Here is an 18,885-nt window from a genome sequence, read left to right as displayed (position 1 = left end):
CAGGCATGAGTGAAAAGAAAAATTTACAAGGAGTAAAGGAGATTGCTAAACTTGCCAATGTTTCCATTGGAACAGTAGATCGGGTATTGCATAATAGACCTGGAGTTGCCAAAGCGACAAAGGAGCGTGTTCTTGCCATTCTGAATGAACATAATTATTCACCTAATCTGATCGGAAGAGCCCTTTCAAAACGTAAATTGATCACTTTGGCAGTTATGGTTCCTAAAAGTTCAGAAGAATCGGCTTTTTGGGATGCTCCTTTGAAAGGCATTCAACGTGCGGTCTCTGAATTAGAAATTTACCAAGTTAAATTGGAGTTATTTTTATTTGATCAGAATGACCGTTTGAGTTTTATAGAAAAAATTGAAGAGCTTAAAAAAGCAAAAGTAGATGGTTTAGTCTTGGCTCCAACTTTCCTAAAAGAATCGAAACAAGTATGTCTATACTGTGACGAAGAAAATATTCCCTATAATTTTATAAATTCCAATCTCGAAGGATGTAATAATCTAGCATATTATGGGCCAAATCTATTTCAGAGTGGAACACTAGCGGCTAGGTTAATTAGTTTATTAAATAAGCCAAATGAGGAGTTTTTAATAGTCCATGTTTCCAAAGAACTAGAAGAAGATCATCATATTCTTATTAAAGAAGAAGGAGTAAGATCATTTTTCAAGGAACATAATATTGAACAAAATATGAAGCATCTAATTATATTAGGTACAGACTACAGCTATGTATCCAATAAATTAGAAACATACCTAAAATCATCTAACCCTAAAAGCATATTGGTTAGTAATTCACGAGTATCTACTATTGCAAGGTTTTTTGAGGAAAAGCAAATTTCAGGAATTAGATTAATTGGATTTGATTTTCTGCCAGAGAATGTGGAATACCTTCAGAAATCCACTATAGATTTTCTGATCTGTCATAAACCTCTCGAACAAGGCTATCAATCGATCATGTCTCTATTTGCTCAAGTTAATACCCAGAAAACACCACCTAAAATCAATTATTCTCCTCTGGATGTAATCTGCAAGGAAAATTACCACTATTACCAAAACTAAATCTTTATGAAGAACTTAATAATCCTCGTATTTACTTTTTTGAATGTTTTATTCATAAATGTCTCTGCCCAATCAAAGAACAGTGATTTTAAGGTTAAAGGCTTTCATTTGGACCTAAGGGTTCAAGTGATGAAAATACCGGCATTAAAATCATTTGCAAAGCAATTGAAGGATGGGGGTATGAATACATTAATTATGGAATGGGAGGCTACTTATCCATTCAAAAACCATCCTTTGATCCCTAATCAATTCGCATATACTAGGGAGGAAGTTATTGATTTCGTGAATTATTGTGAAAACTTAGGAATTGATGTGATTCCACTTCAACAAAGTTTTGGTCATGTGGAGTATATCTTACGTCATTATCGATATAAGGAACTCCGTGAGGATCAAAAGGATTATTCGCAGATAAATCCACTTAAAGAAGACCTGGCGAAAGAATTGTTTAGAGATCTATTCAATGATTTGATCAGTACACATCAATCAGAATATATCCATATTGGTGGAGATGAAACTTACTTACTTGGACATTCTAAGGAATCGCAAAAGAAAGTTGCAGAATTTGGTAAGGGAAGGCTTTATGGCGATTATATAAAACTTCTTTGTGAATTGGTCGTAAGTTTGGGCAAAAGACCTGTACTATGGGCAGATATTGCCATGAAATATCCCGACGCACTTAAAGGTTTACCAAAAGAAACAATCTTTGTGGATTGGAATTATGGTTGGGACATCAATATGTTCGGCAAACATAGTAATCTTTTGCAGTCTGGGTTTGAGATTTGGGGGGCTCCATCTTTAAGGTCACATCCTGATAATTATTATATCACCCAATGGGAAAAACACCTCAGAAATATCCGCGAATTTATTCCCTTGGCACGTGGTTTTGGATATCAAGGCATGGTCATCACATCTTGGTCAACATCCGGGTTGTATTCCAGTTTATGGGAATCCCCAAAAGATTTAGTTGAACTGTATCCTATTCGTCGCGTTTACCCATTATCTGGATTCAACCTCTTGATTTCAGCCTACTTTGAAGCGATGAAAAGTGATAGGCCATTACAGGTAGACAACTTTGTTTTAGACTATGCCAAAAGGCAATATGGATTCAATGACCAAGAATCAAAACGATTCTGGAAAGCTCTTCAGGCCAATCCTTATGAAATAAATCAAGGTGTAGTTGGATCCTCCGATTTGACCATTCAAACTATAAAAGATAGTGCAGAATGGGTCCTGAGGGAATTGCAGGAATTAAACCCTAAAAACAATAAAACAGAATATGCTCATTACCCCTTAATGGCAGAAATCCGAGCCCAATACCTTGGTTATATGCTAATTGAACAGCAATTGAACCTAGCTGATTTTGATTCCGCAAAGCTACCTGCCATAATACAAGAATTAAAAGGAATTTTGGATAATAACCTGGATGAGCGTTTTGAAAAACTGAATGGTGACTTTATTTATACTCGTGAAATTCAGGATGAACATGATCTTAGAAATAGGAAAGTACGCCTCTTGTACGAGCGATTAACAAGAATGGGAAAAAGCGATTAAAACCTTGGGTCATGAAGAATTATCAGGAAGTTTCAGTTCAATCCTTGACAACAGGACAGAAAAGAATGTCGGTATTGATCATTGCAATCATGTTTTTTGTTTTTGGTTTTGTAACCTGGATAAATGCCATTCTGATTCCCTATTTCAAATTAGCGTTTGAATTAAATCATTTTGAATCCTATCTAGTTGCATTTGCATTTTACATTGCCTATCTCGTGATGTCTTTACCTGCTGGATACTTCTTAAATAGATTTGGTTTTAAAACTGGGATGATGCTGGGTTTTTTTGTGATGTCAGTTGGCGCCTTCTTATTTATTCCAGCTGGTGCCGTCAGATCATACCCTTTATTCCTTCTTGGATTATTCACTTTAGGTATTGGTCTTTCAGTCCTACAAACAGCTGCGAATCCTTATGTGACGATATTGGGAGATAAAGAGCGAGCCGCCCAACGATTTAGTATCATGGGGATCTGTAATAAAATGGCTGGCATTATTGCTCCATTATTGTTCGCGGCTATTATTCTTAAGCCGGAAGATAAAGAATACTTTGAATCAATACTGACCTTATCTCCCCAGGAAAAAAATCTTGCTCTAAATGGATTGACACAAAGGGTCATTGTTCCGTATGGGATTGTGGGCGTCGTGTTAATCGGATTGGGTTTATTGATCAAATTCTCGCCATTACCTGAAATAAATACTTCAGAGGATGGGAAATCTGATCTATCTGATGCTAAAGTAAAGCCCAATATCTTCGCTTTTCCTCATTTGGTTTTAGGAAGTGTTGCTATATTTTTTCACGTTGGTTCCCAAGTAATTGCGGTAGATAGTATCATTAATTATGCTCAACATCATGGCTTAAGCTTCTATGATGCCAAAACTTTTCCTTCATATACGCTTACTGCTACGATTATAGGGTATTTATTGGGGATCTTTTTGATCCCGAAATACATCAGCCAATTATCGGCCTTGAAATTCTGCACCTGCTTTGGTCTGATATTATCTACAGGGATTTTATTCTTTAACGGGGAGATTAATCTTTTGGGTTATCACACGGATGTTTCCGTCTGGTTCTTGGTTTTATTAGGTTTCGCCAATTCGATGATTTGGGCTGGGGTATGGCCATTAGCCTTATCAGATTTGGGTAAATATCTTAAAATTGGCGCTTCTTTATTGGTAATGGCCCTGTGTGGAAATGCTATCCTACCGATGCTGTATGGGTATTTTGCTGATTATATGGGTCTGCGGGAAGCCTATTGGGTATTAATACCATGTTACGCATATCTCATTTATTATGCTTTTCACGGATATAAACTCAGAAACTGGAAAACTTAATATTTATCCCTGTCGCTCGACTCCCGAAGGATAAGTTCGGTTTTTATTAAAATTTCTTGGTAATCGGTGTGTTCGAAATCAGGGTCTTCAATTTGCTGGATAAGAAGTTTCGATGCTACTTTGCCCATGGAATAAGCATTATCGTCTATACTGGATAATTGGGGGTCAACAACCTTGGAAATAGGGTAATTACTAAAACCTATAATCGCGATATCCTTTGGGATTTGAAATCCCAATTTTTTAAATACTTGTATAGCGGCTGCGGCAGTATAATCATTTGCACAAACTAATCCGTCTATTTTCATATTCGAATTAGCCAAAGATTGAGCCAACTCCAAACCCTCCTCATAACTCAAATGCTTGGCTTCCTTTATCAATTCTTCTTGTACAGTTAATCCTTGCTGAAGTAATGCATCTTTATATCCTTGTAAACGAGATTGGAAAATGCCTACCGATTGGTCTCCAGAAATATGTGCAATCTGCTTACAGCCCATTTGAATTAGATGTTCAGTTGCCTTAAAGGATGCTTCATGATCATTGATCATCACCTTGTTGGTTTTTAAACCTGTTGCATTTCTGTCATATACCACCAAGGGGATATTGGCTTTTTTTAACTTTTTGAGATGTTCATAGCGATGTGTTTCTAAACCAGGACAAATTATTAATCCGGCAGCCAAAGAACTCTCCAGCATTTGCACAATCTCCTTTTCTTTTTTGTAATTATCCTGGGATTGAAAAATGGTTATTTGATAGCCGTTTTTATAAGCATAGTCTTCAATTCCACTAATTACTTTGGAATGAAAATCAATATCAATTCTTGGGCAAATCACCCCGATGGACTTTGTTTTTTTACTCCGGAAACTGGAAGCTATGGGGTCGATTGAAAAACCTAATTCCTTAACTTTTTCATTCACCATTTTTTTAGTAGCCTCACTGATCGCGGGATGATTCGATAAAACGCGGGAAACGGTTGAAGTCGAAACGTTCAATGCTTTTGCTATATCTTTTATGGTAATCCTTGGGGAATCTGCCTGTTTCATCCTTAAAAATTTATGGAACCTAATTTAATGTAATTTTTCTGTTATTCAAATTTATGAATCATATAATTTAATGCAATTGATTGCATTAAATTATATGTATAATTAATTTATAACCATAAAATAACGCAATGTGATATTTATTTTAATGCAAACATTTGCATAAATTATCTTAAAATCATAACTTGCTTACATAAACAAACAGATTGTAAACCTTTAATCTGAAATTATGATGATAACCACCCACCGATTTATGATTAAATTGGAAAGTCGAGTAGTTAGCAAAATACTCTTTCTCTTAGGATTGATTTTGTTAGCCTTCTTTACTGCCCAGGCGCAGACCAAAACTATTACAGGATATGTCAAGGATAGCAATAATGCTGGTTTGGCCGGAGTAACCGTCCAAGTCGCAGGCAGCTCTAAAGCAACAAGTACAAATGATCAAGGCTATTTTGAAATGACCAATATTTCTGTTGGTCAAGAATTGATATTCAGCTTTCAAGGATTTACCGAAAAACGTGTTACTGTCCAAAACCAAACTATTCTTCAAGTCACTTTAGAATTCAGTTCTACAGTCATAGAAGAAACAGTTGTAGTAGGGTATGGTCGCCAAAAGAAAAGAAACCTGACTGGATCAATTGTTTCGGTCGGTTCCAATGAGATTGAAAAAACCAGTTTACAAGATCCTATTTCCATTCTTCAAGGTCGTGCTGCCGGTGTTCAGATATCTTCAAACTCCGGTGCACCAGGTTCAGAAATGATGATTCGTGTGAGAGGAAATTCTTCTTTGAACTCAGGCAATAATCCATTGTTTGTCGTTGATGGCATTCCAATTGAGTCAAATTCTATCTCCTCCTTAAATGGTACAGAAAACTTTGGCCTCAATCCTTTGGCAGATATCAACCCAAATGATATTGCATCCATAGAGATATTAAAAGATGCAGCTTCCACAGCTATTTATGGTTCTAGGGCTGCAAATGGGGTTGTTATGATCACGACTAAGCGAGGTGCTGAAGGGAAACCTGAAGTCCTTGTCAATGCTACTACGGGCATTAGTAATCTCACCCGTAATTTAAGCGTGCTTAATGCTGCCCAATATAGAGAAGCTGTCTTGGATTCTTACTTTGCCCTACCAAATCCAGAAGAACCGTATTATACCATAATTGATTCTTTAAACCCAATGAACAATGGTGATGTAGATTGGCAGGATGAATTGATGCGTACAGCGAAGCAATATAAAATTGATGTTGCAGTAAGAGGTGGTACCAAAGCGGCAAAATATGCTTGGAGCACATCCTATTTAGATCAAGATGGGATAATTCTAAATTCGAATTACAAAAGGTTTACTTCCAGATTGAATGTTGATTTTGATCTAACGGATTACCTTAGAATAGGCCAAAGTATTTCTTATACCAATGGGGTGAACAATCGGACCAATGCTGCAGGAACGGGGAATTTAAGTATCATTCGAAGTTTATTGGTTAGACCTCCAAACATGTCCATGTACTTACCAGACGGTTCCTTGAATGGTTATATGATCGGTATGCGCAATCCAGTTGGAATGGCATTATATGCCACTAACCTCAATAAAAGTAATCGTATAATAGGAAGTCAATATGTAGAGGCTGATATATTTAAAGACCTGAAATTCAGATCAAATTTTAACTTGGATTATATATCCATGAAAGAGGAAGAATTTATGCCTTCGATATTAGATTATCGTGAGGGATATAATACAGGAGGGGTAAGAAATATTGGTAATCTCACTTGGGGAAATGAAAGTTATTTCACCTACCAAAAGAGTTTGGAGAATGTACATAATTTTGGAGGGGTTTTGGGTATGAGTTTCCAGAAGTGGCGATTTGATCGGACGGGACTTGATGGAATGTTCTTTCCAAGTGATGATATCAGAACGCTGAATGCCGCATCGGTCATTTCTAACCAAGGAGTGAATGTGGCTTCCGAACACGCCATGTTATCCTATTTTGGACGTGCTACCTATGATTATAGAGGTAAATACCTTCTAGAATTCAATCTACGAGCAGATGGATCATCCCGATTTGGTAGAGATAATCAATTTGGATTTTTTCCATCTGCCTCAGCCGGGTGGAGATTTAAGGATGAAGAAATGCTTAAAGATGCCAGTTGGTTAAGTGATGGTAAATTGAGGTTTAGTTTAGGAAGTACTGGTAATGAAGCGATTGGAGATTACACTTCACAGGGTGAATTTACCTTAGGAACGAATTACCTTGATTTTTCAGGAGCATCGCCTACTGTTATGCCAAATGCGAGTTTGAGTTGGGAGACAACGACACAATATAACCTTGGTCTGGAATTGGGCTTTTGGAACAATCGGGTTTTATTTACGACAGAAGCGTATTTAAAGCAAACACGTGATTTATTATATAATGTACCAATTCCAAATACTACAGGTTTCGAGTTTATTACTCAGAACATTGGAAATATTGAAAACAAAGGCTTAGAGTTTAGCTTACAAACTAAAAACTTACAAGGTGCATTCACCTGGAATACAGGTCTTAATATAAGTTTGAACCGGAATAAAGTAGCATCTTTGCCAGAAAACTTATTGACGAATGGGTATATCCAAAATGGGACATATCATATTTTACAAGAAGGACTGCCAATCGGTGTATTTTATGGATGGCGTTTTATGGGTGTATATGCGCGTGATGAAGATAATGTAAACAAAGTTACTCATGGTGCTAGCGGACCTGTTTTTGTGGGCGGTGATCCCATTTGGAAGGATTTAAATGGAGATAATATCATCAATCAGGATGACCGTGAAATTATTGGTTATGCTGAACCAAAATTCTTTGGTGGTATTTCTAACGATTTTAGTTATAAAAATTTCCATCTCAATGTATTCCTTCAGTATTCCGTTGGAAATGAAATATATAGTGAATTGAACCATCAAAGAAACTCTGTTGTACGGTACAATAATCTTTCTACAGATGCACTTGACAGGTGGCGAGAGCAGGGAGATATCACTAATTTTCCAAGATTGATTAGGGACGATCCAAAGCAATCAGATTCACGTGTTCAAAGTAGGTGGGTAGAAGATGGTTCTTACATCAAGTTGAAAAATGTAAACCTACGTTATAGTCTCAAACCCGAATGGACCCAAAAAATTGGACTCAGAAAGGTTGACGCCTTTATTAATGCCAATAATTTAATCACTTGGACCAAATATACTGGTTTTGATCCTGATGTAAATTCGTATTCCGGACTTCGGGTGGGCCTGGATGAGGGGTCTTACCCGCAGAGCCGTACGTTTATGTTTGGTTTAACATTTGGACTTTAATTTGAATTATCATGAAACTATCATTTAAATATATCATAGCCGCCTTTGTTTTGAGTGCTTCTAATACTTCTTGTTCAAGTTTTTTGGATAAAGAACCTATCAGTAATTTTTCGGGACAAGGTTTTTATAAAAAACCTGCCGATGCACAGGCCGGAGTGAATGGCATTTATAATTCTTTACAATCTGTTTTTCGTATAAACTTTGCTTATTGGGGTGAAGGTAGGGCAGATAATGTAACTACAAGACATTCAGGAGATCCATTTGCCTTACAGCAAAACAATCTTACACCAATCATTAATTCTGCACGTTGGGATAATTTTTACACCTTGATTTCACGGGCTAATTATGCCATTAAATATATCCCTACGGTTTTTGAATCCGAAGATAGTGCATTAAGAAATCAATTATTGGGACAGGCTAGAGGACTCAGGGGATTGGCCTTCTTTTATTTAACCCGGATATGGGGTGATGTCCCCATCATTTTGGAACCATACGAAAGTATAGATCAGAATTTGTTCGTGGAAAGAAATAGTCAGGCCGATGTTCTAAAACAGGCTGAAGAAGATTTATTGTTTGCAGCGTCCAATTGTGCAGACAATTACACGGGGGATAGAAATAGAGTGTTTTTAACAAAAGGTGCTGCATATGCATTTCTTACCCAACTTGCCATGTGGGAAAAACAGTATGATAAAGCAGTAGGATATGCCGACAAAGTACTAGACGATAGCCAATTCAGTTTAGTTTCCATAAGTGATTGGAATAGTATTTTCAATAAGGGAGCAAGCTCAGAAAGTATATTTGAAGTGGGTTATAATGAGGTTCAGACAAATTCTTTAAGAGTTTTATATGCTTTAGGTTCGGACTCTGATTATGTTCCAAGTTCAAAATTTATAGCTTCTTTTGAAGAAGGGGATTTAAGGAAAAATCTAATCTATGATGTGAAAGAAGTTCAACCGCGTAAAATATGGAAATTCTTTGGTGTGGGATTCAATGATGAAAGCCCTGACCCTTCAGGTAATAATATTGTTTTGACTCGATTAGCTGATATTATGCTGTTAAAAGCAGAAGCATTATCCAATCTTAACCAAACAGATGAGTCCTTAACACTCCTGAATAATATTAGAAGGAGAGCTGGATTGGCAATTATGGATTTGGAGGTGGCAAAAAATCTTTATGGTGATCTTACTTCTGCTATTTTACATGAACGATCTATTGAATTGTCCTTTGAAGGGCATCGATGGTTTGACCTCGTAAGAACAGGTAAAGCCATAAATACAATGAATCCTTTAAATGGACTATCAGACGAAAAAAATCTAGTATGGCCAATCCATGAGAATGCTTTATTAAGAAATCCGAAGCTCAATCAAAATGAATTCTACAAATAACCAATGAAAATTAATTTTATGAAAAAGTTAAAAAATACAATATCAATGGTGCTATTAGGTGTAGGATTAATTGGTATGCAATATAGCTGTGAAATACAGGAGAATTTTGAATATGTACAAGGTCCTGATAATAGTAAACTTTCAGTTGATGCGCTAACCTTTATTTCAGAAAACGAATCTTTAAGTCTTTTAAAAGAAGCGATCATTAAAGCTGGGATGGAAAGCTATTATAATGGATCGAAAGAATATACTTTTATTGCGCCTAACAACCAAGCATTTACAGCTTATCTAAAAGACAATGGTTATGCGTCTATAAATGATATTCCTTTACCGATTTTGAAGAATATGCTGAAATATCATATCGTAAATGGTACAGTAAATTTTAATGATCCAGCACTATCTGCAAGTAATAAACCAATTGCTTATAATACAGAGAATGGGCAAACGATGTTTCTTTCTCATAGTAGTACCTATGTTGGGATCATCAATGAAGGAACGAATAGCCAATGGCAGATCCGCACCTCCAATCTTGTCCCTACTAATGGAGTGATGCATGTGACCAATTTTATCACTTACTATTCGGCGCCAACAGGAGATGCAAATGCCGTAAACCCAAACCTTTTGTTAGATACCATTTTTCCTAAACACGATTCTTACATCAATGGAGGAATTGATTCGGATAAGAATTTGGGAACCACCAACCTGTTGAAAATTAAGAACGTTTCTGGAAATGGTGATTATGACCGTAAGGCAGTAATGATTTTTGATTTTAATGATTTTAAGAAAGAAGGTGTGGTTACAGATTTAAGGATGCAGTTGTCTGTTTCTTTTACACATGCCAAAGGGGTCGATCTAAATCTATTTGAAACACCTAATGCTAGTTGGACAGAGGCATCAATAAAATTTAACAATATGGTGTTTCCAAAGAGTCCAAGAATTGCCTCCATAAAAACCAGTAAGGTTAGTTTTTTCAATTTTGATATAACAGATTTATTATAAAAACGTCAATCCAGAGGGTTTAAAATCATTTATGTTGGATGGACAACCTGGCTCAGATGAAACCGATGAAATTGCATCAAAAGAACATGCCACCTTATTACCACCAATGATAATCGCTACATTGGCATCTGGAGATTCAGAATTGACTTTAGAAAATATAACTGATTTTAAAATTGAAAATGGCGGTGTATATGTACTTTCCAAGGATAATTTAGAAGTTTCTGGTGCATCAGCAGGTGATATTATTTACACCATTGAGGAGGCTCCAGTATTTGGCTGGTTAATAAAAGGTGCAGAAGTATTAAAGAAAGGCAGCAAATTTTCACAATTAGATTTAGATTTGAAGAATTTATTGTTCATTCATGATGGTGAACAAAATGGCACACAAACTATAAAATTGACTGCTAGAGATCGAGCAGGTGCTATTCTGGAAAATTTGGAATTAAAAATCACAGTGGAATAAGATGAAGAAAAACCTTTTTGTAGGCTCAGCAGGAGTCGGATTGTTGTTGTTAATGATGAATTGTGGAACCCAGGCGCCAGTTGTGGAAAAGCCAAAAGAGCCTACAGATCGTGTAATTAAATTCTCCGGATTTGATTGGATCGTAAGAAACGATATGGTCAAAAAAGGTCCTGGCCCAAATTACTTTTCCAATTCGGAAGATAATGTTTGGATAGATAAAGAGGGAAAGCTGCACCTAAAAATCACGCAAAAAGATGGTAATTGGTATTGCGCGGGAATGTATTGTAAGCAACCTTTAGGTTATGGTAAATATACTTTCTATGTACATTCAGATATAACCTTATTAGACCAAAATGTTGTTTCTGGATTATTTACCTATTTAAATGATGTGGAGGAGATCGATATTGAGTTCTCGAAATGGTCAATCCCTGAAAATCAGAATGCACAATTTGCCATTCAACCCTCTGATAAAACAGGTAATAAATATCGTTTCCAGATTCCCAGTAACGCTGGTCCAACAAGACACAGTTTTGATTGGCAAGAAGATCAGATCAATTTTATCAGCCAGGTAAATTCTGATGCTGCTATTGCGCCCTATGCTGCTTGGAAATATACAGGACCGGATGTTCCAAAAGCTACAACGGAACGTATGCGCATTAACCTTTGGTTATTTAAAGGGCAGATGCCTTCCGACTTAAAAGAGCAAGAGATCGTCATCGATAGTGTTACGTTTAATAAAAATTAATGCATAAATCAACCTAACCCTTTTTAATAGAACATGGATGTAAATGAAAAAATGATGGCAGTTTTTGAAACGAAAGAAGCTGCAGGATTAGCCGCGGGTAAAGCTATTGAAATGCAGATTACGGACTTATTGAAAGTTCAGGAAGAAGTAAGGATCATTTTTGCTGCTGCACCCTCCCAAAATGAAACCTTGGATTACCTGGTCAATTCCACCAAAATCCCTTGGGAAAAGATAATCGCTTTTAACATGGATGAATATATTGGATTATCAGATGATGCGGAACAATTGTTTTCAAATTATTTAATGGGGCGCATATTTAACAAGGTCAAGGTAAAGAAACTTCATCTGATTGATCCTAAAAACTCGGTTGATAATGAAATCAAACGAATGACCAATCTTATCCATAACGCGGTTATCGATATTATTATCTTAGGGATCGGACAGAATGGGCATATCGCATTTAATGATCCTCCAGTGGCTGATTTTGAGGATTCTGCTGTTATTAAACAGGTGGAATTGGATCAGGTTTGTAGGCAGCAACAGGTGAACGACAAATGCTTTCTTACTATAGATGAGGTCCCTTCACAGGCATTGACACTCACAATTCCTACTATTATGAGTGGTAAACATTTGTTCTGTATTGTTTCGGGTCAACATAAGGCCGAGGCTGTTTATCAAACCCTTCATGGTGAGATTTCCATTAATTGGCCATCTACAATTTTAAGAACTCACCCTGACTGTAAATTTTATTTCGATAAAAACGCCTATAATTACGGTTAACCGTAAGGATTGTTTTCTACTATGCTTTATCTTCGTATTATAGCAAGTACTTAACCAATCCATTATAAATATTCCTATTTATTAGGTAATAAAAAGATCAATGTCCATCATTGGTCTTTTTTGTTTTTAGCAAGCTTCTTGTTATCTTGTTGTATTATAAACCTAAACCTAACGCTATGAACCTCAACCGCAGGGAATTTATTACAGGTACAGCTGCATTATTATCCTTGGCAGCTTTTGTTCAAGATGTTTTTGGATTGGAAAAAGCAGCTGGTAAAAAAGTGGCTTTGATTGGGACAGGCTGGTATGGAAAAAGCGATCTGTTTAGATTATTACAGGTGGCCGATGTAGAGGTGGTAGCTTTATGTGATGTGGACAAAAACCATTTGGAGGAGGCTGGAAGATTAGTCGCTGGAAAACAAAAATCCCAGAAAACACCCGCACTTTATGAAGACTATCGGAAATTATTGGCAGAGCATAAATTGGACATCGTGATCATAGGTACTCCAGATCATTGGCACGCTTTGATGGCTATAGCAGCGATAAAAAATGGTGCTCATGTTTATCTGCAAAAGCCGGTAAGTGTGGATGTGCTGGAAGGAGAAGCTGTTTTAGCGGCTGCGCGAAAGTATAAACGTAAAATACAGATCGGTACCCAGAGAAGAAGTACTGCCCATATGATCGATGCTAAGGAAAATATTATCGAAAAAGGTTTGCTAGGTAAAATTTCCCACGTCGAAATGTGCTGTTATTTTCATATGAAGAGCAATGCCAATCCTCCAGAACAACCCGTTCCGTCCTTTTTGAATTATGATTTATGGACAGGTCCAGCACCTTTAAGACCTTACGATGGCTTGCCACATGGCAGCTGGTGGCGGGCATTTATGGAATATGGTAATGGAATAACCGGGGATATGTGTGTGCACATGTTTGATACCGTGCGTTGGATGTTAAAGTTGGGTTGGCCAAAACGTATTTCGGCAACGGGTGGAATATATGTGCAAAAAGATGCAAAATCAAACATTGCAGACACCCAAACGGCCATATTTGAATATGATGATTTAAATTGTGTTTGGAACCATCGAACTTGGGGAGCTCCTGCCGATCCCGCCTATCCTTGGTCTTTTATCATTTATGGAGATAAGGGAACATTAAAAGGAAATACCATGAAATACGAATTCATACCCCATGGGAAAGGTGAGCGTATTTTAAGAGAGGTGTTGTTCGAAAGGGAAAAATTCCCAGAAGACCTTAAAGAACCCCGTATTGAATTAAATGCAGCACCTGCTACTAGAGGACAAATGATGAACCTATTGACCGCTATCGAAAAAGATCATTTACCTGTTGCCGATATCGAAGAAGGACATATATCCTCCGCATCCTGTATCCTTGCCAATATTTCCATGGAACTCAATAGACCACTTATATATGACCCAATAAAGAAAAAAATCGTAAATGATCCAGAGGCTACCAAAAAATTGAAAAGAACCTATAGAAAAGGATGGGAGCATCCGTATGATAGCTGGATAAAAGGAAAGGTCTAACGGAATTTCAGATTAATGTCTTGGATGATTTCCATCATCCTGCTTTTTAATATGGCTGGTTCTAACACCTCGATATGATCGGCAAACATCAATAACCAACGAGGAAACTCGTGTTCAATATCCCTGCAATCGAACTGCATGATAAAATGATCATCCTTCTTTTCTTCCGAAATATAGCCATAATGGTTTCTTTGCCATCTGACATGTGGTGCCATTTCTTTGCTTACTTTAATCCGAACTTTTGATCTTTCATAGGTCGTAGGTGGATTCAGGGCTATATACTCTTCCATACTTAGGTGCTCTTTGGAAAAATCAGATTCCAACAAATTAACTTCCATAACCCGGTCACTGCGGAATTGTCTATAATCCTTGCGGACTAAACAATAAGCAATAATATACCAATAGCCAATTTCATGAAGAACCCCTAAAGGTTCTATAGTTCTATCGTGGGCTTGATCATCTTTTATGCCTTGGTATAGTATTCGGAGCTGTCTTTTCTGGGCAATCGAAGTCAGGGTCGCATTTAAAAGTTGCGGAGCATGATTGGAAAAAATGGGATTATCCTGTTTTTTCATGATGATCTGCCCCTGCATATGCTCCAACATTTCTTGGTCATGTGATTTTAAAATGGCTTTTATTTTCATCATCGCAAAGCCATAATGCCTACTCGTACTATTATCAAAGAATTTCTCCGCCAATTTCTCGGTAGCCACAAAACTTAAAGCTTCTTCTTTATTGAAACTGACTGGCGGGAGGTTATAGCCATTCATGATGGAATAGCCGGTTCCAGCCTCGCCAATGATCGGGACTCCAGCTTGTTCTAAACTCTTCATATCCCGATAAATGGTTCGTAAGCTTACCTCAAATCGATCCGCCAAATCTTGCGCCTTTACGATTCTCTTGGACTGTAATTGAATTAGAATTTCAACAATACGGTCGAACCTTTTCTTTAAGTCGATGGACATAAGATGTTAAATATCACTTAATTTGAAAGTGTCCTTTAAACGAATTCCTTTTTCAGTATATTGTAGCGTACAGCATTCATGTTCAGCATCATGTTCCAGAAATAGGATGTATTCATTATCCACAATTTCTTTCCAATAATCCTGTCTTTCCTGCATGGTTACCAAAGGTCGTACATCATAGCCCATAACATAAGGAATTGGAATATGACCAACCGATGGAAGAAGATCGGCCATGTACAGAATGGTCTTATCCTTATATTTCATCTGCGGCAACATCATGGCTTCGGTATGGCCATTGGCAAATCTCATGAAGATGTCGCTGTCGTAAACAGGGTTATTTTCATCAATAAATTTCAATTGCCCACTCTCCGAGATGGGTAGGATATTTTCTTTCAAGAAGGATGCCTTTTCCCTTGGATTAGGATTGACTGCCCAATCCCAATGTTTTTCATTTGACCAAAATTCAGCATTCTTAAAAGCAGGGGACAAGAGGTCTCCTTCGCGGATTATCGCACCCCCACAATGGTCGAAATGAAGATGGGTAAGAATTACATCGGTAATATCATCCCGATGGAAACCGTGTTTCTTTAGGGATCCATCCAAGGTATCATTTCCATGAAGGTAATAATGGGAAAAGAATTTATCGTCCTGTTTATCCCCAAGACCAGTATCTACCAAGGTTAATCGGCTTCCTTGTTCTATTAGGAGCAATCGAGTTGCCCAAGTACATAGGTTGTTAGCATCTGCAGGATTAGTCCTCTGCCATAAAGATTTCGGTACTACACCAAACATCGCCCCACCATCCAATTTGAAAAACCCGGTATCGATACTGTATAAATTCATCTTCTGCGTTTATTTGAATATAAATTTGCTGTTTTAAAAGCAGAATGACAAGTTTGTTTTTATTTTGGGTTACTCCCTGTAATTATTATTTTCAAGTAAGCCCCGTCATTGCGAGGAGGCACTACACATCCGTCATTGCGAGGAGGCACGACGAAGCAATCTTTGGATATGGTCGCCCCATGTCATCCTGAGCGAAGTCCTTTTGTCATCCTGAGCGTAGTCGAAGGATCTCTACGGGTACAAACGAACAGATGCTTCGACTACGCTCAGCATGACATGCGGGAAGATTGCTTCGTTCCTCGCAATGACGCGGAAAGTCGTGCCTCCTCGCAATGACCAAATGCCTCGCAATGACGTGTAAAGTTCCTCGCAATGACGCAGGAAAAGAGGCAATAAAATAAGAAAAAGACCTCGTAAAACGAGGTCTTTTTCAAAATCTATAATCTAATGTCTATTATCTATAATCTAAAATCTATTATTTAAAATCTATAATCTATTAGACACCCTAATGTATAAACAACAATTCTCTCAATTTTGGCAATGGCCATTTTGCATCATCCACCAATTTCTCCAATTTATTTACATTATACCTGATTTCATCAAAGAAAGGCTTTACAATTTCATCATAAGCAATTGCTCTTTCACGCATATCCTCAATAGTATTCGATTTCTTACGTGCTTGACGCATTTCTTCCGCTTTTTCCAAAATAATATTCACGTGCTTAGAGATGCGCTCAATATAATTCAATTGCGAACTATATGCTTCTTTACCCAATCCAAGATCTTTCAATCCCCTAACATTCTCAATCAATTGATTCTGATAGATAATACATGCCGGAGCGATCTGGCTAGTAACCACATCCCCAATCACCCTTGCCTCAATCTGTAATTTCTTGAAGAAGTTCTCCAACAAAATCTCATGTCTCGCTTCCGATTCCCTTTTATTATAAATCCCCAACGTCTCAAACAATTCAATAGATTCTGGAGTTACATAAACATCCAAAGACTTAGGTGTTGATTTAATGTTTGATAAACCACGAGCAGCAGCCTCAATTTCCCATTCCTCACTGTAACCATTTCCTTCAAAACGGATTGCTTTTGAATCCTTGATGTATTTACGAACAACATTCAAGATCGCAAGATCCTTTTTGATTCCTTTTTTGATCTGTTTGTCCACTTCGTTCTTGAATTCAATCAATTGCGCGGCAACGATAGCATTCAAAACCGTCATGGGTAATGCCGAGTTTGCCGAAGAACCCACCGCACGGAATTCAAATTTATTTCCCGTAAAAGCAAATGGAGAAGTACGGTTTCTATCGGTATTGTCCAATTTCAAATCAGGGATTTTTGGAATGCCATGCCATAGATTGGCATCTGCTTTCACTTTCTTCGCAACACGTGCAGATTCCACTTCTTCCAAGATTTCATCCAACTGAGAACCTAAGAAGATGGAGATAATAGCAGGAGGTGCTTCGTTTGCTCCCAAACGGTGGTCGTTGGAATGACTTGCAATAGATGCCCTTAATAAATCAGCATGCTCAAAAACCGCTTTGATGGTATTGACAAAAAAGGTCAAGAACATCAAATTGTTTTTAGGAGTCTTTCCAGGAGACAATAAATTAACACCTGTATTGGTAATCAAAGACCAGTTATTATGTTTTCCAGATCCATTTACGCCTGAATATGGTTTTTCATGCAATAATACTTTGAAATTATGACGGATAGCCACTTGTTCCATTAGATTCATCAACAATTGGTTGTGGTCAATGGCCAAGTTGATCTCTTCGAACATCGGAGCACATTCAAATTGCGACGGAGCAACCTCGTTATGGCGAGTCTTCAAAGGAATACCTAATTTTAAGGCTTCATTTTCCAGGTCTACCATATAAGCTAATACACGCTCAGGGATAGCACCAAAATAATGATCTTCTAATTGTTGGCCTTTTGCAGACATATGTCCAAATAATGTTCTTCCAGTTAACTGAAGGTCCGGACGTGCATTATATAAGGCTAAATCTACCAAGAAATATTCCTGTTCGATACCTAATGAAGCAGTTACCTTATCAATGGATTTATCAAAGTACTGCGCCACTTCGGTCGCTGCTTTATCGATTGCTGCAATTGCTTTTAATAAGGGAGCTTTATAGTCTAAGGACTCACCAGTATACGAAACAAAAACAGTTGGGATACACAAGGTTTTTCCCGCGGCCGTTTCATAGATGAAAGCAGGAGAGGACGGATCCCATGCCGTATATCCACGTGCTTCGAAGGTGTTACGGATACCACCATTTGGGAAAGAAGATGCATCCGGTTCTTGTTGTACCAATGCATCTGCAGTGAATTTTTCAATCGCACCACCGTCTCCATCTGGTTCAAAGAAAGCATCATGCTTTTCAGCTGTTGAACCGGTCAATGGTTGAAACCAGTGGGTATAGTGTGATACTCCATTTTCAATAGCCCAAGCTTTCATAGCTTGTGCAATGAACTCTGCCATCTCTCTACTGATTTGATTTCCTTCATCAATAGCGGTATTTAAATCATTGAAAGTAGATTTGGGAAGATAATCCCTCATCTTTGCAGTGGTGAAAACGTTTTTACCAAAAATATGGATAGCACGTTCTGAAGTTACTGCTGATGACACGTTGAAGTGGTGTTTTGTTGCTTCTTCAACGGCGGCGAATCTGGAATTTGACATATTTTTATATTTATATCTTGAGTTTGTGATGATTCTCTCTAAAAACATTTCAAAAATATGGTAAATTCTCGATTTCAAAATATTTTTTTGAAAAAAAAATCACAAAATAAGCTTGAAAAACAATAAATGTGTCAAAAAAAAGGCTGGATATAACAAAATAT

General features: G+C 37.4%; 14 protein-coding genes. 10 read left to right on the top strand and 4 right to left on the bottom strand.

Annotation, left to right across the window (positions count from 1 at the left end):
• Positions 1–5: 5 nt before the first annotated feature.
• Genes VJ786_RS10830 through VJ786_RS10820 form a run of 3 tightly spaced genes read left to right on the top strand, consistent with a single transcriptional unit; the run spans position 6 to position 3,946 of the window.
• Entirely contained in the window at positions 6–1,064 is a 1,059-nt protein-coding gene (locus VJ786_RS10830) for a LacI family DNA-binding transcriptional regulator (protein WP_134777940.1), read from the top strand.
• Between the two features lie 6 nt (positions 1,065–1,070).
• Entirely contained in the window at positions 1,071–2,615 is a 1,545-nt protein-coding gene (locus VJ786_RS10825; protein WP_134777941.1) for a beta-N-acetylhexosaminidase, read from the top strand.
• Positions 2,616–2,626: 11 nt separating this feature from the next.
• Entirely contained in the window at positions 2,627–3,946 is a 1,320-nt protein-coding gene (locus VJ786_RS10820) for a sugar MFS transporter (RefSeq protein ID WP_134777942.1), read from the top strand.
• Here the strand turns inward: VJ786_RS10820 and VJ786_RS10815 are convergent.
• Complete coding sequence (locus VJ786_RS10815; protein WP_134777943.1) at positions 3,943–4,986, bottom strand: LacI family DNA-binding transcriptional regulator; 1,044 nt, start codon at positions 4,984–4,986, stop codon at positions 3,943–3,945. The genes VJ786_RS10820 and VJ786_RS10815 overlap by 4 nt on opposite strands.
• Before the next feature lie 226 nt (positions 4,987–5,212).
• Between VJ786_RS10815 and VJ786_RS10810 the strand changes: the two genes are divergently transcribed.
• The 7 genes from VJ786_RS10810 to VJ786_RS10780 all read left to right on the top strand — a co-directional run bounded on the left by VJ786_RS10810 (position 5,213) and on the right by VJ786_RS10780 (position 14,221).
• Complete coding sequence (locus VJ786_RS10810) at positions 5,213–8,305, top strand: SusC/RagA family TonB-linked outer membrane protein (RefSeq protein WP_134777944.1); 3,093 nt, start codon at positions 5,213–5,215, stop codon at positions 8,303–8,305.
• A gap of 11 nt (positions 8,306–8,316) precedes the next feature.
• Positions 8,317–9,690 (top strand): RagB/SusD family nutrient uptake outer membrane protein, encoded by a 1,374-nt coding sequence (locus tag VJ786_RS10805; protein WP_134777945.1) that lies wholly within the window; start codon positions 8,317–8,319, stop codon positions 9,688–9,690.
• A 3-nt stretch (positions 9,691–9,693) separates the two neighbouring features.
• Entirely contained in the window at positions 9,694–10,689 is a 996-nt protein-coding gene (locus VJ786_RS10800) for a CBM96 family carbohydrate-binding protein (protein WP_336557699.1), read from the top strand.
• 31 nt (positions 10,690–10,720) lie between these two features.
• A complete protein-coding gene (locus VJ786_RS10795; RefSeq protein ID WP_336557698.1) occupies positions 10,721–11,152 on the top strand; it encodes a cadherin-like domain-containing protein in 432 nt (143 codons plus the stop codon).
• 1 nt (position 11,153) lies between these two features.
• Complete coding sequence (locus tag VJ786_RS10790) at positions 11,154–11,897, top strand: glycoside hydrolase family 16 protein (RefSeq protein ID WP_134777947.1); 744 nt, start codon at positions 11,154–11,156, stop codon at positions 11,895–11,897.
• A gap of 33 nt (positions 11,898–11,930) precedes the next feature.
• Positions 11,931–12,677, top strand: coding sequence for a 6-phosphogluconolactonase (locus VJ786_RS10785; protein WP_134777948.1), 747 nt, complete (start codon positions 11,931–11,933; stop codon positions 12,675–12,677).
• 176 nt (positions 12,678–12,853) lie between these two features.
• Positions 12,854–14,221 (top strand): Gfo/Idh/MocA family protein, encoded by a 1,368-nt coding sequence (locus tag VJ786_RS10780; RefSeq protein ID WP_134777949.1) that lies wholly within the window; start codon positions 12,854–12,856, stop codon positions 14,219–14,221.
• On the opposite strand, the gene VJ786_RS10775 is transcribed toward VJ786_RS10780, so the two are convergent.
• From VJ786_RS10775 to VJ786_RS10765, 3 genes are all read right to left on the bottom strand, one after another.
• The gene (locus tag VJ786_RS10775) at positions 14,218–15,186 is read right to left on the bottom strand and encodes a helix-turn-helix transcriptional regulator (protein ID WP_134777950.1); all 969 of its coding nucleotides are present in this window, start codon (positions 15,184–15,186) and stop codon (positions 14,218–14,220) included. The genes VJ786_RS10780 and VJ786_RS10775 overlap by 4 nt on opposite strands.
• Before the next feature lie 6 nt (positions 15,187–15,192).
• The gene (locus VJ786_RS10770; protein WP_336557697.1) at positions 15,193–16,029 is read right to left on the bottom strand and encodes an MBL fold metallo-hydrolase; all 837 of its coding nucleotides are present in this window, start codon (positions 16,027–16,029) and stop codon (positions 15,193–15,195) included.
• A gap of 505 nt (positions 16,030–16,534) precedes the next feature.
• On the bottom strand, positions 16,535–18,724 hold the full coding sequence (locus VJ786_RS10765; RefSeq protein ID WP_099365597.1) for a glutamine synthetase III family protein: 2,190 nt from the start codon (positions 18,722–18,724) through the stop codon (positions 16,535–16,537).
• Positions 18,725–18,885: the final 161 nt, after the last annotated feature.

The sequence above is a fragment of the Sphingobacterium tenebrionis genome (assembly GCF_037126265.1).
In the GTDB taxonomy this organism is placed as follows: Bacteria; Bacteroidota; Bacteroidia; order Sphingobacteriales; family Sphingobacteriaceae; genus Sphingobacterium; species Sphingobacterium tenebrionis.
Note: the sequence above shows the minus strand (reverse complement) of the source record. Positions and strands in the feature narration are given on the sequence as shown.